The following is a 17,423-nucleotide window of genomic DNA, read 5'->3' as shown; positions in this document are numbered from 1 at the left end:
ATCACGACCCTGAGTGCAATTTCGGCGCTAGCACTCCGCGAGATGTGGGGTGATGCACTCCCTCGAGCAGAATTACTCCCTGCGTAATGGCGCGGAGGCTACAACGCGGCGCAGAATGCGGGGATGGCAACGACCGAGACCGCCCTACGGATCTGCCCGCTGTGCGAGGCCACCTGCGGCCTGACGCTGACTATCTCCGACGGCCGGGTGAGCGGTGCCCGCGGCGACCGCGAGGACGTCTTCAGCAAGGGCTTCATCTGCCCGAAGGGTGCGAGCTTCGCCGAACTCGACAACGATCCCGACCGGCTGGCGCGACCGCTCGTGCGCCGCGACGGGGTGTTGACGGAGGCGACCTGGGATGAGGCATTCGCCGTTATCGCCGATCGGCTCGGCGAGGTCATCCGTGAGCACGGGGGCTCGTCCGTCGGGGTGTACCTCGGCAACCCGAATGCGCACACGATCGCCGGCGGCCTGTACGCGCCGCTGATCATCAAAGCGCTCGGCACACGTCAGGTGTATTCGGCCAGCACGCTGGATCAGATGCCCAAGCATGTCTCGCTGGGCTATATGTTCGGCAGCCCCGTCGCGTTCACAGTGCCCGATCTGGACCGCACAGACTATCTCGTGATCATCGGTGCGAATCCTCTTGTGTCCAACGGCAGTTTGGCCACCGCCGCCGACTTCCCCGGCAAGCTGCGGGCGTTGCGCAAGCGCGGCGGCCGGTTCACCGTCATCGATCCTGCCCGCACGCGCACCGCCGAACTCGCCGATCGCCACATCGCCCCGCGGCCCGGCACCGATGCCGCGCTGCTGTTCGCGATTGTGCACGTGTTGTTCGAAGAAGGTCTCGTCGCACCGGATCTCGGGGGAGTGGCCGAACACGTCAACGGTGTTGAGAGCGTCCGCGCCCTGGCCGACGAGTTCTCGCCTGAGGCCGTCACACGCCACTGCGGTGTGCCCGCCGACGAGATCCGCACACTGGCCCGCGAAATCGCCGCAGCGCCCTCGGCCGCGGTCTACGGCCGAATCGGCACCAGCACAGTCGAATTCGGGACGCTCGGCAGCTGGCTCGTCGACGTCATCAACGTCCTCACCGGAAACCTCGATCGCCCCGGCGGCGCGATGTTCCCCCTTTCTCCCGTCGCGCCTGCGCCGCGGCCTGCAGGCCCCGGTCGAGGGTTTAAGACGGGGCGCTGGCACAGCCGCGTGTCCGGCTATCCCGAAGTCCTGTCGGAACTGCCCGCGACCGCGCTCGCCGAGGAGATCGAGACGCCCGGCGACGGTCAGATCAAGGCGATGATCACGATTGCGGGCAACCCCGTGCTGTCGGCGCCCGACGGCGACCGCCTCGACCGCGCGCTCGACGGCGTGGGCTTCGTTCTCAGCATCGACCCGTACCTCAACGAGACGACCCGTCACGCCGACGTCATCCTGCCGCCTCCGCCGCCGTCGCAGAGCGCTCACTTCGATCTCGCGCTCAACAACCTCGCGGTGCGCAACAACGCCCGATACTCGCCGCCGGCGCTGCCGCCTCACGGGCGTCCCGACGAGCCCGAGATCCTGTCGCGCGTCGCTCTGATCCTCTACGGCATCGGCCACGACGGCGATCCGGGCCTGGTCGATGCTCAGGTCATCGGGATGACACTGGCCAAGGAGACCGCCGACGCGAACTCGCCGGTCGCCGGGCGCGACGTCGAGGAGCTGACCGCAATGCTCACCGACGGCCCGGGCTACGAGCGTCGCCTCGACATGATGCTTCGTCTCGGCGCCTACGGCGATGCGTTCGGCGCCAAACCAGACGGCCTGACCCTGGAAAAGCTCAAGGCCGCTCCACACGGCATCGACCTCGGACCGCTGCAACCTCGGCTACCAGCGGTACTGCGTACCGCGTCCGGCAAGGTCGAACTCGCGCCGGAGCCCCTGATCGCCGACGCCGCGCGCTTGCGCGACTCGATCGGACGCGGCGCCGACGGCTTCGTCCTCATCGGCAGGCGGCACCTGCGGTCCAACAACAGCTGGATGCACAACCTGCCCGCTCTGCTGGGCGGCACGAATCGCTGCACGCTGCAGATCCATCCGGACGACGCCGCGGAGCTCGGCCTGACCGACAACGCGGTCATCAAGGGCCCGGGCGGTGATCTCGTCGCGCCGGTGGAGGCCACGCCCGGGATGCGGCGCGGCGTGGTGTCCTTGCCACACGGGTGGGGGCACGACCGCGGCGGGACCGGGCAGGGCGTTGCCTCGGGTCAACCGGGCGTCAACGTCAACCAGCTCAACGACGGCAACCAGCTCGACCCGCTGTCGGGCACGGCTGTGCTGAATGGCATACCGGTCGATATCGCACCCGCGGGCTAGTGGGCTCCGCGGAATTTACGCCAGCTCCCAGATCACCGTCACGGAAAAGCCGACGGTCTGCTGGCCTGGCTCTAGCGGCACCGCGGCCATCTCGGCACCCTTGAAGCTCGGCACCGGCGTCGGGGGTACAGCGCCGCCCGATTCGGTGATCGAGATGACCTTGCCGAGGTCCAGCCCGGACAGCTGCGCGTACTGCTGCGCGCGGTCCTTCGCATCGTTGAAGGCGCGGGCGCGGGCGTCCTTGACGAGCTGCGAATCGTCGTCGATCGAATAGTTGACGGAGTTGATGCGGGTGGCGTCACCGCCCGTGCTGACGATCAAGGTCAGCGCCGCAGACGCGGAGTCGAGCTTGCGAATCTTCACCTCGATGGAATTGCTCGCCCGGTAGCCGACGATCGCGGTGCTGTCGCCGCCGGCGAACTGTGGCTGCAGGCTCACCTGCGTCGTCTTGATGTCCTTGCGGTCGATGCCCGAGCCAACCAACGCGTCGATGACGGCTTGCTGACGGTCACTGGTCTGGTTCATCGCGCCGCTGACGTCAGGTGCGACGAACTCGATCGCGGCGCTGACGGTCAGCGTGTCCGGCGTGCCCTGAACCTGGCCGGCGCCGACGACGGTGACTTGCCGGGTGTCTTTGTCGACGCTGCCCGCAGGCCCCGATGACGAGTCGCAAGCCGACAGACCCGCGACCGCAAGCCCCGCCGCGGCGAGGAGGAGAAGTCGTTTGGGTATCTTCGCTCTCGCTGCGATCGGCATGCCTGGCACCTTAGCGTGAGGGCGTCACCATGATCTTGCAATGCGCGTCGGGGTGGGCGAGCTCGTCGAACGCTTCGCCGACGGCGTCGAGGCCAACCGCGCCGGTGATCAGCGGCGCGACATCGATCTCGCCCTCGGCGATGGCCCGCAACGTATCGGCGAATTCATTGGGGTCGTAAGCGAACACGAACTGGACGCTGATCTCCTTGGCCGTGCCGAAGAACGGCAGCACGGTGTCGGGCTCCATGCATACGCCGGCGACGACAAGCCGGCTGCCCATCGGCGCCCTGCGCATGACGTCGTTGATGATCCCCGGCACACCGACCGCCTCGAACACCACCGCGGGTCTGGCCGTGTCGAACGGTGAGCCCTGTGCAGGGTCGACAACTTCTTCTGCGCCCATCGTCTGCGCGAGTTGACGTCGCTTGGGCGAGAAGTCCGCGGCCACAATGTGTTCCACGCCGCGATGGCGCAGCGCGGCGATGATCGCGATCCCTATCGGCCCACAACCCAACACCAGGGCCACTTCACCGGGCTGGATCGCCGACTTGTTGACCGCGTGCAGGCCGACCGCCATCGGCTCGGTCAGCGCGGCCCGTTCAGGATCCAGGCCGTTGGGCACCGGCAGCAGCAGCGGCGCCGACAAGAGCATTCGCTCGGCGTAACCGCCGATCATGGTGTTGGAGTAGATGATCGGCTCTAAACCGGTCGCCGAGAGCAGCACTGGTATCGACGTGACCACCGTCCCCGGCGCAGGTGCTTCGGTATCGGGGCCGGCTTCGAGGACCTCCGCACTGAACTCGTGCCCCATGAACACGTCTTCAGACAGGTCGACCTTGACGTCGCCAAGCGACAGACCGGACATCTCCTCGCTGACCTTCAGCACATTCTGGCCGTGTTTGGCGAAATGCAGATCTGAGCCGCAGATCCCGCACGCCTTCACCTCGACGAGCACCTGACCTTGGCCGGGCACTGGCTCGGGCACGTCGTCGCGCAGGACCATGCGGCCGTTACGAAGCACCGAGGCGCGCATCAGGTTTGCTCCTGTTCCTTGAGTTCGTCGGTGTGTTCGGAGATTGCCTTGACGATCGCTTCGCCCGCGCGGCCAAGCAGCTTGTCGCGCATGCCCCTAGCCCAGTCGTGCGAGGCCCGCGGCGCACTCAGCTGACCCTTGAAGTGCGGCATGACCTCCCTGGCGAACAACTCATACGAGTGGTACGTGGCCCGCGGGGGCGCCCAGTCGTGGCCCAGCAACAGCAGAGTGCCGAAGCCGCCGGACGTGTCCAGCAGATCCTGAATGTAGGCGACCGCGTCGCCGGGGGTGCCGATGCAGCAGTTGCCTTTGCCCGCATACTCCTCGACGAACTCGCGTGGCGACTGCGTGCCCTCAACCGAATTCGACAGCGGCACAAAACCTGCCGCCCCGAAGTAGTTCGAGAAGTCCTGCAGCCCGTACGTGCAGTCGTCGATCGCCTGATCCCGCGTATCGGCCAGATGGATGATGGACAGCACCCGCCAATTGGCGCGGTCCGGTTCGTCGAGCCCGGACTTCTCGGCCTGATCGACGACCACCTGCCACGTGTTCTCCAGCGCCGCGTATCCGCCAGGCACGGACATCGACAGCGACAGCAGCGACGTGCCAAGCGCTCCCGCGAGGCGCGGACCGGACGGGGAAATCATTGCCGCCGTGGAGATTTCGGGATACGGCCAGGTGTAGGGCCGGATGTGCAGCTGGGCGTCGCGAAGCGTGAACCAGTCCGAATGCCGGTTGATCCGCTCGTCTGGCGCGGCGCGGAACAGCGCGAGGATGGCCTCCAGCGATTCCTGCATCATCCGCCGCTGTTCGACCGGATCGATGCCCATCATGAAGGCATCCGACGGCAGCGCGCCCGGCCCGGTGCCGAACATCACGCGTCCGCGGGTGAGGTGGTCGAGCAGCACCCACCGGTCGGCGACCATCAGCGGATGGTGATACGGCAACGACACCACGCCGGTGCCGAGCCGGATGTGCTTGGTCCGCTCGGCGGCCGCCGCGATGAACACCTCGGGGCAGGAGATCAACTCGTAGCCGCCGGAGTGATGCTCGCCGAACCACACCTCGTCATAGCCGAGCCGGTCAAGAGCGACCGTTCGTTCCATGTCGTATTCCAGTGCGAGAGTGGGGGATTGGCCGACGGGATGAAACGGCGTGATGAATACCCCGAAATTGAGTGGGCGGGTCATCTACAGCTCCAATCTTGATAGGAAGTCGAGCAACGCCGCGTTGACGTCATCGGGCCGTTCCTGCTGGATCCAATGGCCCGCCCCCTCGATCATGACCTCGCGATAGTCGCCGGAGACGACTTCGCGCACGCGGTTCCTCGGCGTGTAAGCCAGCGTGGGGTCCGCGGCTCCGCCGATGAACAGCGACGGCACTGAGATGGTGGCGGCCGGCGTCATCGCGGTCAGTTCCCAGTTGAGGTCGAAGCAGCGATACCAGTTCAGCGGCGGTGTGAAGCCGTTACGCGTGAATTCGCTTACGTAGTGGTCGAATTCGTCCTCGGTGATCCAGTCCGGCAGCCCGCCCGGCTCGGGGATGCGGTCGATGAATCCCTGCGGGCCGGGTTGGAGCATCCGCAGGGCCGCCGATTCGTCGTTGGTCCCCAGTGGGCCCATGAGCCGTCGCAGTGTGGTCGCGGGATCGCGTGACAGTTCCGCATCGGCGGGCCCCGGCTCCTGGAAGTAGAGGATGTAGAAGAAATTGTCGCCGAAGACCTTGCGGAAGGCCTGCGTCGTCGGAACCTGTGGCCGCGGCACCGGCGGAACGCTCAGGCCGACGATCCCGGCGAACCGGTCGGGATGCAGCAGCGGCGCCGTCCACGCGACCACGCCGCCGAAGTCGTGCCCGACCAGCACGGCCCGCTGCGCGCCAACGTCGTCAAGCAAGCCGACGATGTCGGCGGACAGCTCCACCACGTTGTACGCGTCGACTGCCGCAGGCTTCGACGACCCGCCGTAACCGCGCTGATCGGGCGCCAGCACGTGGTAGCCCGCCTCGGCCAACGCGGGAATCTGGTGGCGCCACGAGTAGGCCAGCTCGGGGAAACCGTGGGCAAGCACGACGACCGGCGCGCCACGCTCCCCCGCCTCGATCACCCGAAGCCGTACCCCGTTCGTCTCAACTAACCGCTCGGTCGAGGTGAGCACGGTCACAGCCAAGCACAGTTCTCAGCGCCGAGTGTGCGCTTACCTCACGCCTTGAGCGCAGGAAGCGTGCGGGTAACCAACGTTCGCCGGACAGGAGGCGGCAGAACCGCCGGGAACTTGGCAACGTTGATATAGCGGTAGCCTTGAGGTTTCCATCTGCGCATATTGGAAGGACCTGGCCGCGACGGCCGATGCTTGATGAACCGGAAAAATGTGATCCGCACGCTCACCGCGATCGCCGTGGTGCTGCTGCTGGGCTGGTCGTTCTTCTATTTCAGCGACGACACCCGCGGATATAAGCCCGTCGACACCTCGGTGGCGATGGCCCAGATCAACAGCGACAACGTCAAGAGCGCGCAGATCGACGACCGTGAACAGCAGGTGCGGCTGGAGCTGAAGAACGGCAACGCCGACACCGACAACAGCGACAAGATCATCACCAAATACCCCACCGGCTATGGGGTGCCGCTGTTCGACGCGCTGCAGGCCAAGAACGCCAAGACCAACACCATGGTGAACCAGGGCAACGTGCTCGGTTCGCTGCTGATCTACCTGCTGCCGCTGCTGCTTTTAGTCGGGCTGTTCGTGATGTTCTCGCGCATGCAGACCGGCGGCCGCATGGGCTTCGGCTTCGGCAAGTCCCGCGCCAAGATGCTCAACAAGGACATGCCCAAGACCACGTTCGCCGACGTGGCCGGTGTCGACGAGGCCGTCGAAGAGCTCTACGAGATCAAGGACTTCCTGCAGAACCCGTCGCGCTACCAGGCGCTTGGCGCCAAGATCCCCAAGGGCGTGCTGCTGTACGGCCCGCCCGGCACCGGCAAGACGCTGCTCGCGCGGGCCGTCGCGGGTGAGGCCGGAGTTCCGTTCTTCACGATTTCGGGTTCGGACTTCGTCGAGATGTTCGTCGGCGTCGGCGCATCCCGCGTCCGCGACCTGTTCGAGCAGGCCAAACAGAACAGCCCGTGCATCATCTTCGTCGACGAGATCGACGCCGTCGGCCGCCAGCGTGGCGCCGGCCTCGGCGGCGGCCACGACGAGCGCGAGCAGACGTTGAACCAGCTGCTCGTCGAGATGGACGGCTTCGGCGAGCGCCAGGGCGTCATCCTGATCGCGGCCACCAACCGCCCCGACATCCTCGACCCCGCCCTGCTGCGCCCCGGCCGCTTCGACCGGCAGATCCCGGTGTCCAACCCCGACATCGCCGGCCGTCGCGCTGTGCTGCGCGTCCACTCGCAGGGCAAACCCGTCGCGCCCGACGCCGACCTGGACGGTCTCGCCAAGCGCACCGTCGGCATGTCCGGCGCTGACCTGGCCAACGTGATCAACGAGGCAGCGCTGCTGACCGCGCGCGAGAACGGCACGGTCATCACCTCGGCGGCGCTCGAGGAGGCAGTGGACCGCGTCGTCGGCGGGCCGCGCCGCAAGGGCCGCATCATCAGCGAGCACGAGAAGAAGATCACCGCCTACCACGAGGGTGGGCACACGCTCGCGGCGTGGGCGATGCCCGACATCGAGCCGATCTACAAGGTGACGATCCTGGCCCGCGGCCGCACCGGCGGCCACGCCGTCGCCGTGCCCGAGGACGACAAGGGTTTGATGACCCGCTCCGAGATGATCGCGCGGCTGGTGTTCGCGATGGGCGGACGCGCCGCAGAAGAACTCGTCTTCCGGGAGCCGACCACCGGCGCGGTCTCCGACATCGAGCAGGCCACGAAGATCGCCCGCGCCATGGTCACCGAATACGGCATGAGCTCCAAGCTCGGCGCGGTGCGTTACGGCACCGAGCACGGCGACCCGTTCCTCGGCCGCACGATGGGAGTCCAGGCGGACTACAGCCACGAAGTCGCGCAGATCATCGACGACGAGGTGCGCAAGCTCATCGAGGCCGCGCACACCGAGGCGTGGGAGATCCTCACCGAGTACCGCGACGTGCTCGACATCCTCGCCGGCGAACTGCTGGAGAAGGAGACGCTGCACCGCGCCGAACTCGAAGCGATCTTCGGTGACGTCAAGAAGCGTCCGCGGCTGACGATGTTCGACGACTTCGGTGGCCGTGTCCCCTCCGACAAGCCGCCGATCAAGACGCCCGGCGAGCTGGCGATCGAGCGCGGCGAACCATGGCCCAAGCCGCAACCGGAGCCCGCGTTCAAGGCCGCCATCGCGCAAGCCTCCCAGGCCGCCGAGGCTGCACGCCAGAACGGTACAAATGGCAACGGCGCCAACCCAACTCCCGCCAACGTGCCCACCCAACCCGACTACGGCGCGCCCGCCGGCTGGCATGCGCCCGGCTGGCCTCCGCAGCAGCAGCCGCCGGCCCAGCAACCGCAGCAGGGGTACTGGTATCCGCCGCCGCACTGGCAGAACCCCAACGTCGCCGCGGGAGCGGCTCCGACGCCTTACCCGCCGTATCAGCCCTACCCGCAGCCCGGGCCACCCGCACCTGGGGGCGGGGCTCCCGCGCCAAACCCGAATAATGAGGACTCGGGCCAGGACAACCGGTCCAATCCGCCGGCTCAGGGCTGACAGATACGGAGGGTCGCGATGACCCCGCGCACGCGAGGAGCGGTTCAGCAGGTGTCGCACAACAACTCGACCACGTTCACCACCCCGGCATTCGACCAACCACGCGCCGAAGCTGCCGTGCGAGAGTTGCTGATCGCGGTCGGGGAAAACCCCGACCGCCACGGGTTAGAGGACACCCCTGCGCGTGTGGCACGGGCATACAAAGAGATGTTCGCCGGGCTCTACACCGACCCGGACACCGTGCTGGACACCACCTTCGACGAACAGCACGACGAGCTGGTGCTGGTCAAACAGATCCCGCTGTACTCCACCTGCGAACACCACCTGGTGGCGTTCCACGGGGTCGCGCACGTCGGATACATCCCTGGTGTCGACGGCCGGGTGACGGGGCTGTCGAAGATCGCCAGGCTGGTGGACCTTTACGCCAAGCGGCCCCAGGTACAGGAACGGCTGACCGCCCAGATCGCCGATGCGCTGATGCGCAAGCTGGATCCGCGCGGCGTCATCGTCGTCGTCGAGGCCGAGCATCTGTGTATGTCGATGCGCGGCGTGCGCAAGCCGGGGGCGGTCACCACCACATCGGCCGTGCGCGGTCAGTTCAAGTGCGATGCGTCATCGCGCTCCGAGGCGCTGGATCTGATCCTGCGGAAGTGAGCCCGACGCGCGTGCAGGTCATGGGGGTCGTGAACGTCACCGACGACTCGTTTTCCGACGGAGGATTGTTCCTCGACCGTGACCGCGCCGTCCAGCACGGTCTCGCACTGGCCGCAGAAGGCGCCGCGATCGTCGACGTCGGCGGCGAGTCGACCCGCCCCGGCGCCACCCGCATCGATCCTCGAGTCGAGACCGCACGCGTGCTGCCGGTGATCAAAGAGCTTGCCGGGCAAGGAATTACGGTGAGCATAGACACCATGCACGCCGAGGTGGCGCAGGCGGCGCTTGAGAACGGCGCTCAAATAGTCAACGACGTATCCGGCGGCCGCGCCGATCCGAACATGGCGCCGCTGATCGCCGACGCGAAAGTTCCATGGGTGCTGATGCATTGGCGGTCGGTCGGCGCTGAGCGTCCACACGAGGTGCCGCCCTACGGTGATGTCGTGGTGGAGGTGCGCGACGAATTGCTCGCCAGCGTCGATGCCGCGGTGTCCGCCGGGGTCGATTCCGCCAAGCTGATCATCGACCCAGGACTCGGATTCGCCAAGACAGCACAACACAATTGGGCACTGCTGCGTGCGTTGCCCGAGTTCGTCGCCACCGGAATTCCGGTATTGGTGGGCGCATCGCGCAAGCGATTCCTCGGCACGCTGCTTGCCGGTCCCGACGGCGAACCGCGCTCGCCCGATGGACGCGAGACAGCCACTGCGGTGATCTCGGCGCTGGCAGGCCTTTACGGGGCGTGGGGAGTGCGAGTGCACGACGTGCGTGCATCGGTCGACGCGCTCAAGGTGCTCGAGGCGTGGGACGATGGCTGACCGAATCGAGCTGCGGGGCTTGACTATTCGTGGTCATCACGGTGTGTTCGAGCACGAACGCCGCGACGGCCAGGACTTCGTCGTCGACATCACAGTGTGGATCGACCTGGCGCAGGCGGCGGCCAGCGACGACCTCGCAGACACCATGGATTACGGCGAGTTGGCGCAGCGGGCCGCCGACATCGTGGCGGGCCCGCCGCGCAAACTCATCGAGGCGGTCGCGGGCGACATCGCCGACGACGTGATGACCGACCAACGCGTGCATGCCGTCGAGGTCGTCGTGCACAAACCGTCGGCACCGATCCCGTTGACATTCGCGGATGTGGCTGTGGTGGCGCGCCGTTCGAGGGGCGACGCATGAGCAGGGTTGTGCTGTCGATCGGGTCGAACATCGGCGATCGGTTGGCGCGCCTGCAGTCAGTCGTCGACGGGCTCGACGGCGCGGTGCGCGGGATCTCGCCGGTGTACGAGACCGATCCGTGGGGCGGCGTCGAACAGGGCGCCTTCCTCAACGCGGTGCTCATCGCCGACGACCCCGCACTCGACGGCCACGGCTGGCTGCGTCGCGCCCAAGATCTGGAGCAGGTCGCAGGGCGCGTGCGCGGTCAGCGATGGGGTCCACGCAGCCTCGACGTCGATCTCGTCACATGTCATGACGGCGACGACGAGATCACGTCCCGCGACGAGGGCCTGACACTGCCGCACCCACTGGCGCATCTGCGGGCGTTCGTGTTGATTCCATGGCTCGCGGTCGAGCCCGACGCGACGCTGACCGTCGCAGGCGGACTGCGGCGCATCGACAAGCTGCTCGCCGAAATCGACCCCGCAGAGCGCGACGGCGTACACCTGACCGGCCTGGTGTTGTCCTGATGGGGCCGACCCGCAAGCGTGACCTGACGGCCGCGGCGGTCGCCGCCGCCGTCGTCGGCTACATGCTAGTCGTGCTGCTGTACCGATGGTTCCCGCCGATCACGGTGTGGACCGGGGTTTCCCTGCTCGCGGTCGCGATCGCCGAGGCGGGCTGGGCCTTTTACGTGCGGTCCAAAATCAACGACGGACAGATCGGTGACGGGCCCGGCTGGCTGCATCCGCTGGCGGTGGCGCGGTCGGTGATGATCGCCAAAGCGTCGGCGTGGGTGGGCGCGCTGGTACTCGGATGGTGGATCGCCGTGTTGGTCTATCTTTTGCCGCGCCGAAGCAGTCTGCGGGTGGCCGGTGAGGACACCGCCGGGGCGGTCGTCGCCGCGGCCAGTGCGCTCGCGCTGGTGATCGCCGCACTGTGGCTTCAGCATTGCTGCAAGTCTCCGGAGGAACCCCCCGACAACGCCGACGGTGCCACCGAGTAGCTGGTGCGCACGCTCTACCTGCCGAATCGCCGAAGAGGTCGACACGCGAGCCGACCTGTGGCGGGTACAGTCGGCCCATGACCGATCTGACCCGCAGCGCCCGCTCCCGGCGCGGCGGCCGCAGGCCGGGCTGGGCGCTGATGACGGTGTTGCTGGTGCTCGCCATCGGGGCGAGTTCTGCCCTGGTGTTCACCAGCCGGGTAGAGCTGTTGAAGCTGGCCGTAATCCTGGCGTTGTGGGCGGCCGTGGTGGCCGCATTCGTATCCGTCATCTACCGCAGACAAAGCGATATCGACCAAGCCAAGGTGCGGGACCTGAAGCTGGTGTACGACCTGCAACTCGACCGGGAAATCTCTGCGCGACGCGAATACGAGCTGACGGTGGAAACCGAGCTGCGCCGCGAGCTGGCCTCCGAGCTGCGTGCCCAGGCGGCCGACGAGGTCGCAGGACTGCGCGCCGAATTGGCGGCGCTGCGCGCGAACTTGGAGATCCTCTTCGACGCCGACCTGTCACACCGGCCTGCGATCGAAAACGAACGCACGACGGTCCGTGCTTACAGCGACTGGGCCCGCGACTCCGAGACCACAGGGCGCGTGACCTCAAGCCGGATCGACGCAGAGGACCGTTACGACACCGACGAGCGGACCGAGGAAAGCCCGATCATCGACGTGCCCGCGGAGCCGCATCCGCCTGAGCCTGAGTGGGTACCGTCAGCGGCCTTCGGCGGGGCGCATCGCAGGCCATCGGAGATGGAGCAGGAAGGCAGGCGGCATCGGGCGGACGAGCCGCCTCGCGTGTGGACGCCGCCGCCGGCTCGTGAGCCACCACCTACTCCGGAGCCTGCACCGGAACAAGCGCCCGAGCCCGAATTCCCTTGGCTGCCACCGCAACAAGAGCAACCGCAGAAGCCGCCCGAACCGCCGCCGCGTCCGGAGCCCGAACCCGTTTCCGCGCAAGCCCCGCCGACGTCGTGGCGGCCAGCACCCGCCGAGGGGCTTTGGGCACCAGCCGGAACACCAGGTAGCAACTGGGCCGCGCCGACGGGTGACAACGGCTCATCCGGTGAATATGTCGGCAGGCGAAGAGCGCATGAACCAGCCGCGTCCGATACGGCGCCTGAACCAGTCGTCTCTGAAGCAGATGTGTCTGATTCGTCGGCTCGGCCGACCGAGTCTGATTCGTCGGCTCGGCCGACGATGTCACCACCGCACACCGAGCCCCCTCGCGGCCGCCATTCCGCTTCAGCGGAGACGACCGATCCCGAACGTCCGCACGTACCCCCTACGTTGGCTACCGAGCCCGCGCAGCCGCCACCGCCGCCACCGCAACAGACCCCCGCGCGGCCGCGGCACCGTAGCGCCGAGGACACCGGAGGACAGTCCGTCGCTGAGCTGCTGGCCAGGTTGCAGGCGACGCCTACCGGAGGTGGCCGTCGCCGGCGCCGCGACGAGTGAGTTAGTCTCGTAGCGGACGTCCGGTACCCGCAACGCAGGACCGGAACGAAACGAAACCACGAACCTGTGAGGTCGTCTGCAATGGAGCATGTCGACGGACTGCGCCCGGCGCGGCTCACGATCGGCATCATTTCCGCTGGTCGAGTGGGTACTGCGCTAGGTGTGGCGCTCGAGCGTGCCGACCATGTCGTCGTCGCGTGCAGCGCCGTCTCGCATGCGTCACGGCAGCGCGCCGAGCGGCGGCTACCCGACACCGCCGTGTTGCCCGTCGACGAAGTGGCTGGCCGCGCCGAACTGTTGCTGCTCGCGGTTCCCGACGCCGAACTGACCTCGCTGGTATCGGGCCTGGCGGCGACACGCGCGGTGCGGCCGGGCACCATCGTCGCCCACACCTCCGGAGCCAACGGGATCGGCGTGCTGGCCCCGCTGACCGAGCAGGGCTGCATCCCGCTGGCCATCCACCCCGCGATGACGTTCACCGGCTCTGACGAGGACATCGAACGTCTCGCCGACACTTGCTTCGGCATCACCGCCGCCGACGAGGTCGGGTATGCGATCGCCCAGTCGTTGGTGCTGGAAATCGGCGGAGAGCCGTTCCGGGTCCGCGAAGACGCCCGCACGCTGTACCACGCGGCGCTGGCCCATGCGAGCAATCACCTCGTCACCGTGCTACTCGATGCCGTCGAGGCGCTGCGGTCGGCGCTGTGGGGGCAGGAACTACTCGGGCAGGAATTGGTCGGCGAGGCGCCGGGCGGCATCGCGGAGCGGGTGATCGGTCCGCTTGCCCGCGCATCGCTGGAAAATGCGCTTGCGCGCGGCCAAGCGGCCTTGACCGGTCCTGTCGCCCGTGGCGACGCGGCCGCGGTGGCCGGTCACCTGCAGGCGCTTGCCGAGGTGGATTCCGAACTGGCACAGGCATATCGGGCGAACTCGCTACGCACCGCGCAACGCGCGCATGCATCCGATGACGTGCTGGCCGTACTTGGTGTGGGCCCACGCGCGAGCCGGGGAGCGGGACAGAAATGATCGGTCGCAGAGCGCCGAAGTTCATCGCCGGCGAGCTGAACGTCTACTCCAGCCCGAGTGATGTCTCCGACGTCACACGGGCGCTGCGCACGACCGGCCGGCGGGTGATGCTGGTGCCGACGATGGGCGCTCTGCACGAGGGCCATCTCACCCTGATCAGGACGGCCAAACGCGTACAAGGTGCGGTCGTGGTGGTGTCGATCTTCGTCAACCCGTTGCAGTTCGGCGCGGGAGAGGACCTCGACGCGTACCCGCGCACACTCGACGACGACTTGGCCGCGCTGCATGCGGAGGGAGTCGAAATCGCGTTCACCCCGACCGCTTCCGATATGTATCCCGACGGCACCCGCACCTCGGTACATCCCGGTCCGCTTGGCGAGGAACTCGAAGGTGCTTCTCGTCCAACACATTTCGTAGGCGTGCTGACGGTCGTGCTCAAACTGCTGCAGATCGTGCACCCGGACCGGGCCTTCTTCGGCGAGAAGGACTACCAGCAGCTCGTGCTCATCCGGCAGATGGTCACCGACCTCAACGTCGACGTACAAATCGTCGGGGTGCCGATCGTGCGCGAGCCCGACGGGCTGGCCATGTCCTCACGCAATCGCTACCTCAACGAGGACGAGCGCGACCAGGCAGGCGCACTGTCGGCTGCGCTGCTGGCGGGGATGTACGCCGCATCGGGCGGCACGTCGGCTGCACTGGACGCGGCTCGCGCGGTGCTCGACGAGGTGCCCGCCATCGAAATCGACTACCTGCAGGTGCGGGACACCATGCTGGGGCCGCCGCCGCCCGAAGGCATCGCCCGGATGTTGGTAGCCGCGCGGCTGGGCGCCACAAGGCTTTTGGACAACATCGCCATTGACATCGGAGCAACCGCCGGTACCGACGGACACCCACGAGTCGGATCGGACGAAAGTCACGAATTACCCTGGAGGAATTGATGTTACGTACGATGCTCAAATCGAAGATCCACCGTGCCACCGTTACTCAGGCCGACCTGCACTACGTCGGCTCCGTGACCATCGACGCAGACCTGATGGACGCCGCGGATCTGCTCGAGGGCGAGCAGGTCACCATCGTCGACATCGACAACGGCGCACGGCTGGTCACCTATGCGATCACCGGCGAGCGCGGCAGCGGCGTGATCGGCATCAACGGTGCCGCCGCGCATCTGGTGCATCCCGGTGATCTGGTGATCCTGATCGCCTACGGCACGATGGAGGACGCCGAAGCACGGACGTATCAGCCGCGTGTGGTGTTCGTCGACGCCGACAACAAGCAGATCGACCTCGGGACCGATCCCGCCCATGTGCCGGCGGATGCGGCCGAGCTGATGTCGCCGCGGTAGTCGTGCTTCTTGCGATCGATGTCCGCAACACCCACACCGTCATGGGGCTGGTGTCGGGTACCGGCGACCATGCAAAAGTGGTTCAGCAGTGGAGGATTCGAACCGAATCGGAGGTGACCGCCGACGAACTGGCCCTCACGATCGACGGGCTCATCGGCGATGACTCCGAGCGGTTGACCGGCGCGGCGGGCTTGTCGACGGTGCCGTCGGTCATGCACGAGCTGCGCGAAATGCTCCAGCAGTATTGGCCGTCGGTGCCGCACGTGCTGATCGAGCCTGGGGTGCGCACCGGCATTCCGCTACTGGTCGACAACCCGAAAGAGGTTGGTGCCGACCGGATCGTCAACTGCCTGGCTGCCTACCACAAATACGGCTCTGCGGCGATCGTCGTCGACTTCGGTTCGTCCATATGTGTCGATGTGGTATCCGCCAAAGGCGAATTCCTCGGTGGTGCAATCGCTCCCGGCGTCGAGGTGTCCTCGGATGCCGCCGCAACCCGGTCTGCGGCGCTGCGAAGGGTCGAACTGACCAGGCCGCGATCGGTCGTCGGCAAGAACACCGTCGAGTGCATGCAGGCCGGCGCGGTGTTCGGATTCGCCGGGCTGGTCGACGGTTTGGTGCAGCGCATTCGCGACGACGTCGACGGGTTCGCCGGCGACGACGTCGCCGTGGTCGCGACCGGACACACCGCGCCGCTGCTGCTGCCCGATATGCGTACGGTCGGGCATTACGACGAGCACCTGACGCTGGACGGCCTGCGGCTGGTGTTCGAGCGCAACCGCGACAGCCAGCGCGGTCGCCTCAAGCAGGCCCGCTAAGCGCGTTTGTTTTCGATCACAACTTCGCCCTAGTGGGTTCCGTCTGCCAAAACCAAACGATCACTGCATGATTCCCCCACACTGATCCCAAGGGAGGCTAGTGGGAGGGGATTGCCGTGACTGGTGCAGTGCCGCTCGATCCGGGGCGGATTCTTGACATGGGGTTGGCTTTCTGGCAGTCGAAGACCCTGATGAGCGCGATCGAGCTGGGAGTCTTCACGGAGCTGGCGAAGGCGCCGCTGAATGCCGACGAGTTGCGGCAGCGGATCGGCATCCACGAGCGGAGTGCCCTGGACTTCTTCGATGCGCTTGTGGCCCTTCGCATGCTCGAGCGCGACGGAGGTACCTATTCCAATGCCGCCGACGTCGATGCGTTTCTGGACAAGGCGAAGCCGTCTTATGCAGGTGGCCTCCTTGAGATGGCGAATAAGCGCCTGTACGTGTTCTGGGGAAATCTGACGGATGGCCTGCGTACCGGGGAACCTCAGAATGAGGCCAAACGGGGTGACGACTTTTTCGGCGTGCTCTATTCGGACCCGGCTCGGCTGCGCGACTTCGCACAGGCGATGACCGCCGTGAGCATGGGTTCCGCGATCGCGATCGCCTCGAAGTTTCCCTGGCACAAGTATCAGACATTCATGGACATCGGCACCGCGCAGGGCAATGTGCCCGTGCAGATAGCGCAGAGGTTCGCGCACCTTACCGGCGGAGGCACCGACCTGCCGCCGCTGGAGCCGGTTTTCACCGAATACGTTGCCGGACATGGTTTATCGGACAGGCTACGGTTTCGAAGTCATGACTTCTTCGCCGAGCCGTTCCCGAATGCCGACGTCCTCATCATGGGGCACATCCTCCACGATTGGGATCTGACCGAGAAGAAGATGTTGATCAAGAAGGCATATGACGCGCTTCCCGAGGGCGGCGCACTGATCGCCTACGACGCGGTCATCGACGATGATCGGCGAGGGAACGTCTTCGGCCTGATGATGAGCCTCAACATGCTCATCGAAACGTCCGAGGGTTTCGACTACACAGGCGCGGATTGCCGCGGCTGGATGGCCGAGGCCGGCTTCAGTGATAGCTATGTTGAACAATTGACCGCCGGTGAATCCATGGTTGTCGGTATCAAATAGGCC

At 66.6% G+C, this 17,423-nt stretch carries 17 protein-coding genes; 13 read left to right on the top strand and 4 right to left on the bottom strand.

Annotated features, from left to right (window positions below; translation table 11 throughout):
- Positions 1 to 123: 123 nt before the first annotated feature.
- Entirely contained in the window at positions 124 to 2,355 is a 2,232-nt protein-coding gene (locus ACWW36_RS06870; RefSeq protein WP_456140831.1) for a molybdopterin-dependent oxidoreductase, read from the top strand.
- Between the two features lie 15 nt (positions 2,356 to 2,370).
- Here ACWW36_RS06870 and ACWW36_RS06865 read toward each other — a convergent pair whose 3' ends face one another.
- From ACWW36_RS06865 to ACWW36_RS06850, 4 genes are read right to left on the bottom strand one after another with little or no spacing between them, the layout of a single operon-like run.
- On the bottom strand, positions 2,371 to 3,111 hold the full coding sequence (locus tag ACWW36_RS06865; protein ID WP_456140830.1) for an SIMPL domain-containing protein: 741 nt from the start codon (positions 3,109 to 3,111) through the stop codon (positions 2,371 to 2,373).
- Between the two features lie 10 nt (positions 3,112 to 3,121).
- On the bottom strand, positions 3,122 to 4,144 hold the full coding sequence (locus ACWW36_RS06860) for a zinc-binding dehydrogenase (protein ID WP_456140829.1): 1,023 nt from the start codon (positions 4,142 to 4,144) through the stop codon (positions 3,122 to 3,124).
- Positions 4,144 to 5,334: an LLM class flavin-dependent oxidoreductase gene (locus ACWW36_RS06855; RefSeq protein WP_456140828.1), complete on the bottom strand. Its 1,191-nt coding sequence runs from the start codon at positions 5,332 to 5,334 to the stop codon at positions 4,144 to 4,146. Before ACWW36_RS06855 ends, ACWW36_RS06860 begins: the two co-directional genes overlap by 1 nt.
- Entirely contained in the window at positions 5,335 to 6,297 is a 963-nt protein-coding gene (locus ACWW36_RS06850; RefSeq protein ID WP_456142392.1) for an alpha/beta fold hydrolase, read from the bottom strand.
- A 198-nt stretch (positions 6,298 to 6,495) separates the two neighbouring features.
- Between ACWW36_RS06850 and ftsH the strand changes: the two genes are divergently transcribed.
- From ftsH to ACWW36_RS06790, 12 genes are all read left to right on the top strand, one after another.
- Complete coding sequence (ftsH, locus tag ACWW36_RS06845; RefSeq protein ID WP_456140827.1) at positions 6,496 to 8,823, top strand: ATP-dependent zinc metalloprotease FtsH; 2,328 nt, start codon at positions 6,496 to 6,498, stop codon at positions 8,821 to 8,823.
- 18 nt (positions 8,824 to 8,841) lie between these two features.
- On the top strand, positions 8,842 to 9,477 hold the full coding sequence (gene folE / locus ACWW36_RS06840; protein ID WP_456140826.1) for a GTP cyclohydrolase I FolE: 636 nt from the start codon (positions 8,842 to 8,844) through the stop codon (positions 9,475 to 9,477).
- Positions 9,474 to 10,295 carry a dihydropteroate synthase gene (folP, locus tag ACWW36_RS06835; RefSeq protein WP_456140825.1) on the top strand — a complete coding sequence of 274 codons (822 nt, stop codon included), beginning with the start codon at positions 9,474 to 9,476 and terminating at the stop codon, positions 10,293 to 10,295. The genes folE and folP overlap by 4 nt, the downstream gene beginning before the upstream one ends.
- Positions 10,288 to 10,656, top strand: a complete 369-nt coding sequence (gene folB / locus ACWW36_RS06830) for a dihydroneopterin aldolase (protein WP_456140824.1) — start codon at positions 10,288 to 10,290, stop codon at positions 10,654 to 10,656. The genes folP and folB overlap by 8 nt, the downstream gene beginning before the upstream one ends.
- Complete coding sequence (folK, locus tag ACWW36_RS06825) at positions 10,653 to 11,165, top strand: 2-amino-4-hydroxy-6-hydroxymethyldihydropteridine diphosphokinase (RefSeq protein WP_456140823.1); 513 nt, start codon at positions 10,653 to 10,655, stop codon at positions 11,163 to 11,165. The genes folB and folK overlap by 4 nt, the downstream gene beginning before the upstream one ends.
- A complete protein-coding gene (locus ACWW36_RS06820; protein WP_456140822.1) occupies positions 11,165 to 11,641 on the top strand; it encodes a DUF3180 domain-containing protein in 477 nt (158 codons plus the stop codon). The genes folK and ACWW36_RS06820 overlap by 1 nt, the downstream gene beginning before the upstream one ends.
- A gap of 77 nt (positions 11,642 to 11,718) precedes the next feature.
- Entirely contained in the window at positions 11,719 to 13,095 is a 1,377-nt protein-coding gene (locus tag ACWW36_RS06815) for a DUF6779 domain-containing protein (protein ID WP_456140821.1), read from the top strand.
- An 81-nt stretch (positions 13,096 to 13,176) separates the two neighbouring features.
- Positions 13,177 to 14,121: a Rossmann-like and DUF2520 domain-containing protein gene (locus ACWW36_RS06810; RefSeq protein ID WP_456140820.1), complete on the top strand. Its 945-nt coding sequence runs from the start codon at positions 13,177 to 13,179 to the stop codon at positions 14,119 to 14,121.
- Positions 14,118 to 15,062, top strand: coding sequence for a pantoate--beta-alanine ligase (panC, locus tag ACWW36_RS06805; RefSeq protein WP_456140819.1), 945 nt, complete (start codon positions 14,118 to 14,120; stop codon positions 15,060 to 15,062). Before ACWW36_RS06810 ends, panC begins: the two co-directional genes overlap by 4 nt.
- The gene (panD, locus tag ACWW36_RS06800; protein ID WP_456142391.1) at positions 15,062 to 15,469 is read left to right on the top strand and encodes an aspartate 1-decarboxylase; all 408 of its coding nucleotides are present in this window, start codon (positions 15,062 to 15,064) and stop codon (positions 15,467 to 15,469) included. The genes panC and panD overlap by 1 nt, the downstream gene beginning before the upstream one ends.
- 2 nt (positions 15,470 to 15,471) lie before the next feature.
- Positions 15,472 to 16,287, top strand: coding sequence for a type III pantothenate kinase (locus tag ACWW36_RS06795; protein WP_456140818.1), 816 nt, complete (start codon positions 15,472 to 15,474; stop codon positions 16,285 to 16,287).
- Between the two features lie 116 nt (positions 16,288 to 16,403).
- A complete protein-coding gene (locus tag ACWW36_RS06790; RefSeq protein WP_456140817.1) occupies positions 16,404 to 17,420 on the top strand; it encodes a methyltransferase in 1,017 nt (338 codons plus the stop codon).
- The last annotated feature ends 3 nt before the right edge of the window (positions 17,421 to 17,423 follow it).

The organism is Mycobacterium sp. MMS18-G62 (genome assembly GCF_053877835.1).
The sequence above is the reverse complement of the archived record's forward strand: the minus strand, read 5'-3'. Positions and strand labels throughout refer to the sequence as shown.

Excerpts from the sequence above, each read along its gene's own strand:
- panC (WP_456140819.1), top strand. The coding sequence starts at position 14,118 with ATGATCGGTCGCAGAGCGCCGAAGTTCATCGCCGGCGAGCTGAACGTC.
- ACWW36_RS06815 (WP_456140821.1), top strand. The coding sequence starts at position 11,719 with ATGACCGATCTGACCCGCAGCGCCCGCTCCCGGCGCGGCGGCCGCAGG.
- ftsH (WP_456140827.1), top strand. The coding sequence starts at position 6,496 with ATGAACCGGAAAAATGTGATCCGCACGCTCACCGCGATCGCCGTGGTG.
- ACWW36_RS06855 (WP_456140828.1), bottom strand. The coding sequence starts at position 5,334 with ATGACCCGCCCACTCAATTTCGGGGTATTCATCACGCCGTTTCATCCC.
- folK (WP_456140823.1), top strand. The coding sequence starts at position 10,653 with ATGAGCAGGGTTGTGCTGTCGATCGGGTCGAACATCGGCGATCGGTTG.
- ACWW36_RS06870 (WP_456140831.1), top strand. The coding sequence starts at position 124 with ATGGCAACGACCGAGACCGCCCTACGGATCTGCCCGCTGTGCGAGGCC.
- panD (WP_456142391.1), top strand. The coding sequence starts at position 15,062 with ATGTTACGTACGATGCTCAAATCGAAGATCCACCGTGCCACCGTTACT.
- ACWW36_RS06860 (WP_456140829.1), bottom strand. The coding sequence starts at position 4,144 with ATGCGCGCCTCGGTGCTTCGTAACGGCCGCATGGTCCTGCGCGACGAC.
- ACWW36_RS06820 (WP_456140822.1), top strand. The coding sequence starts at position 11,165 with ATGGGGCCGACCCGCAAGCGTGACCTGACGGCCGCGGCGGTCGCCGCC.
- folB (WP_456140824.1), top strand. The coding sequence starts at position 10,288 with ATGGCTGACCGAATCGAGCTGCGGGGCTTGACTATTCGTGGTCATCAC.
- ACWW36_RS06810 (WP_456140820.1), top strand. The coding sequence starts at position 13,177 with ATGGAGCATGTCGACGGACTGCGCCCGGCGCGGCTCACGATCGGCATC.
- ACWW36_RS06865 (WP_456140830.1), bottom strand. The coding sequence starts at position 3,111 with ATGCCGATCGCAGCGAGAGCGAAGATACCCAAACGACTTCTCCTCCTC.
- folE (WP_456140826.1), top strand. The coding sequence starts at position 8,842 with ATGACCCCGCGCACGCGAGGAGCGGTTCAGCAGGTGTCGCACAACAAC.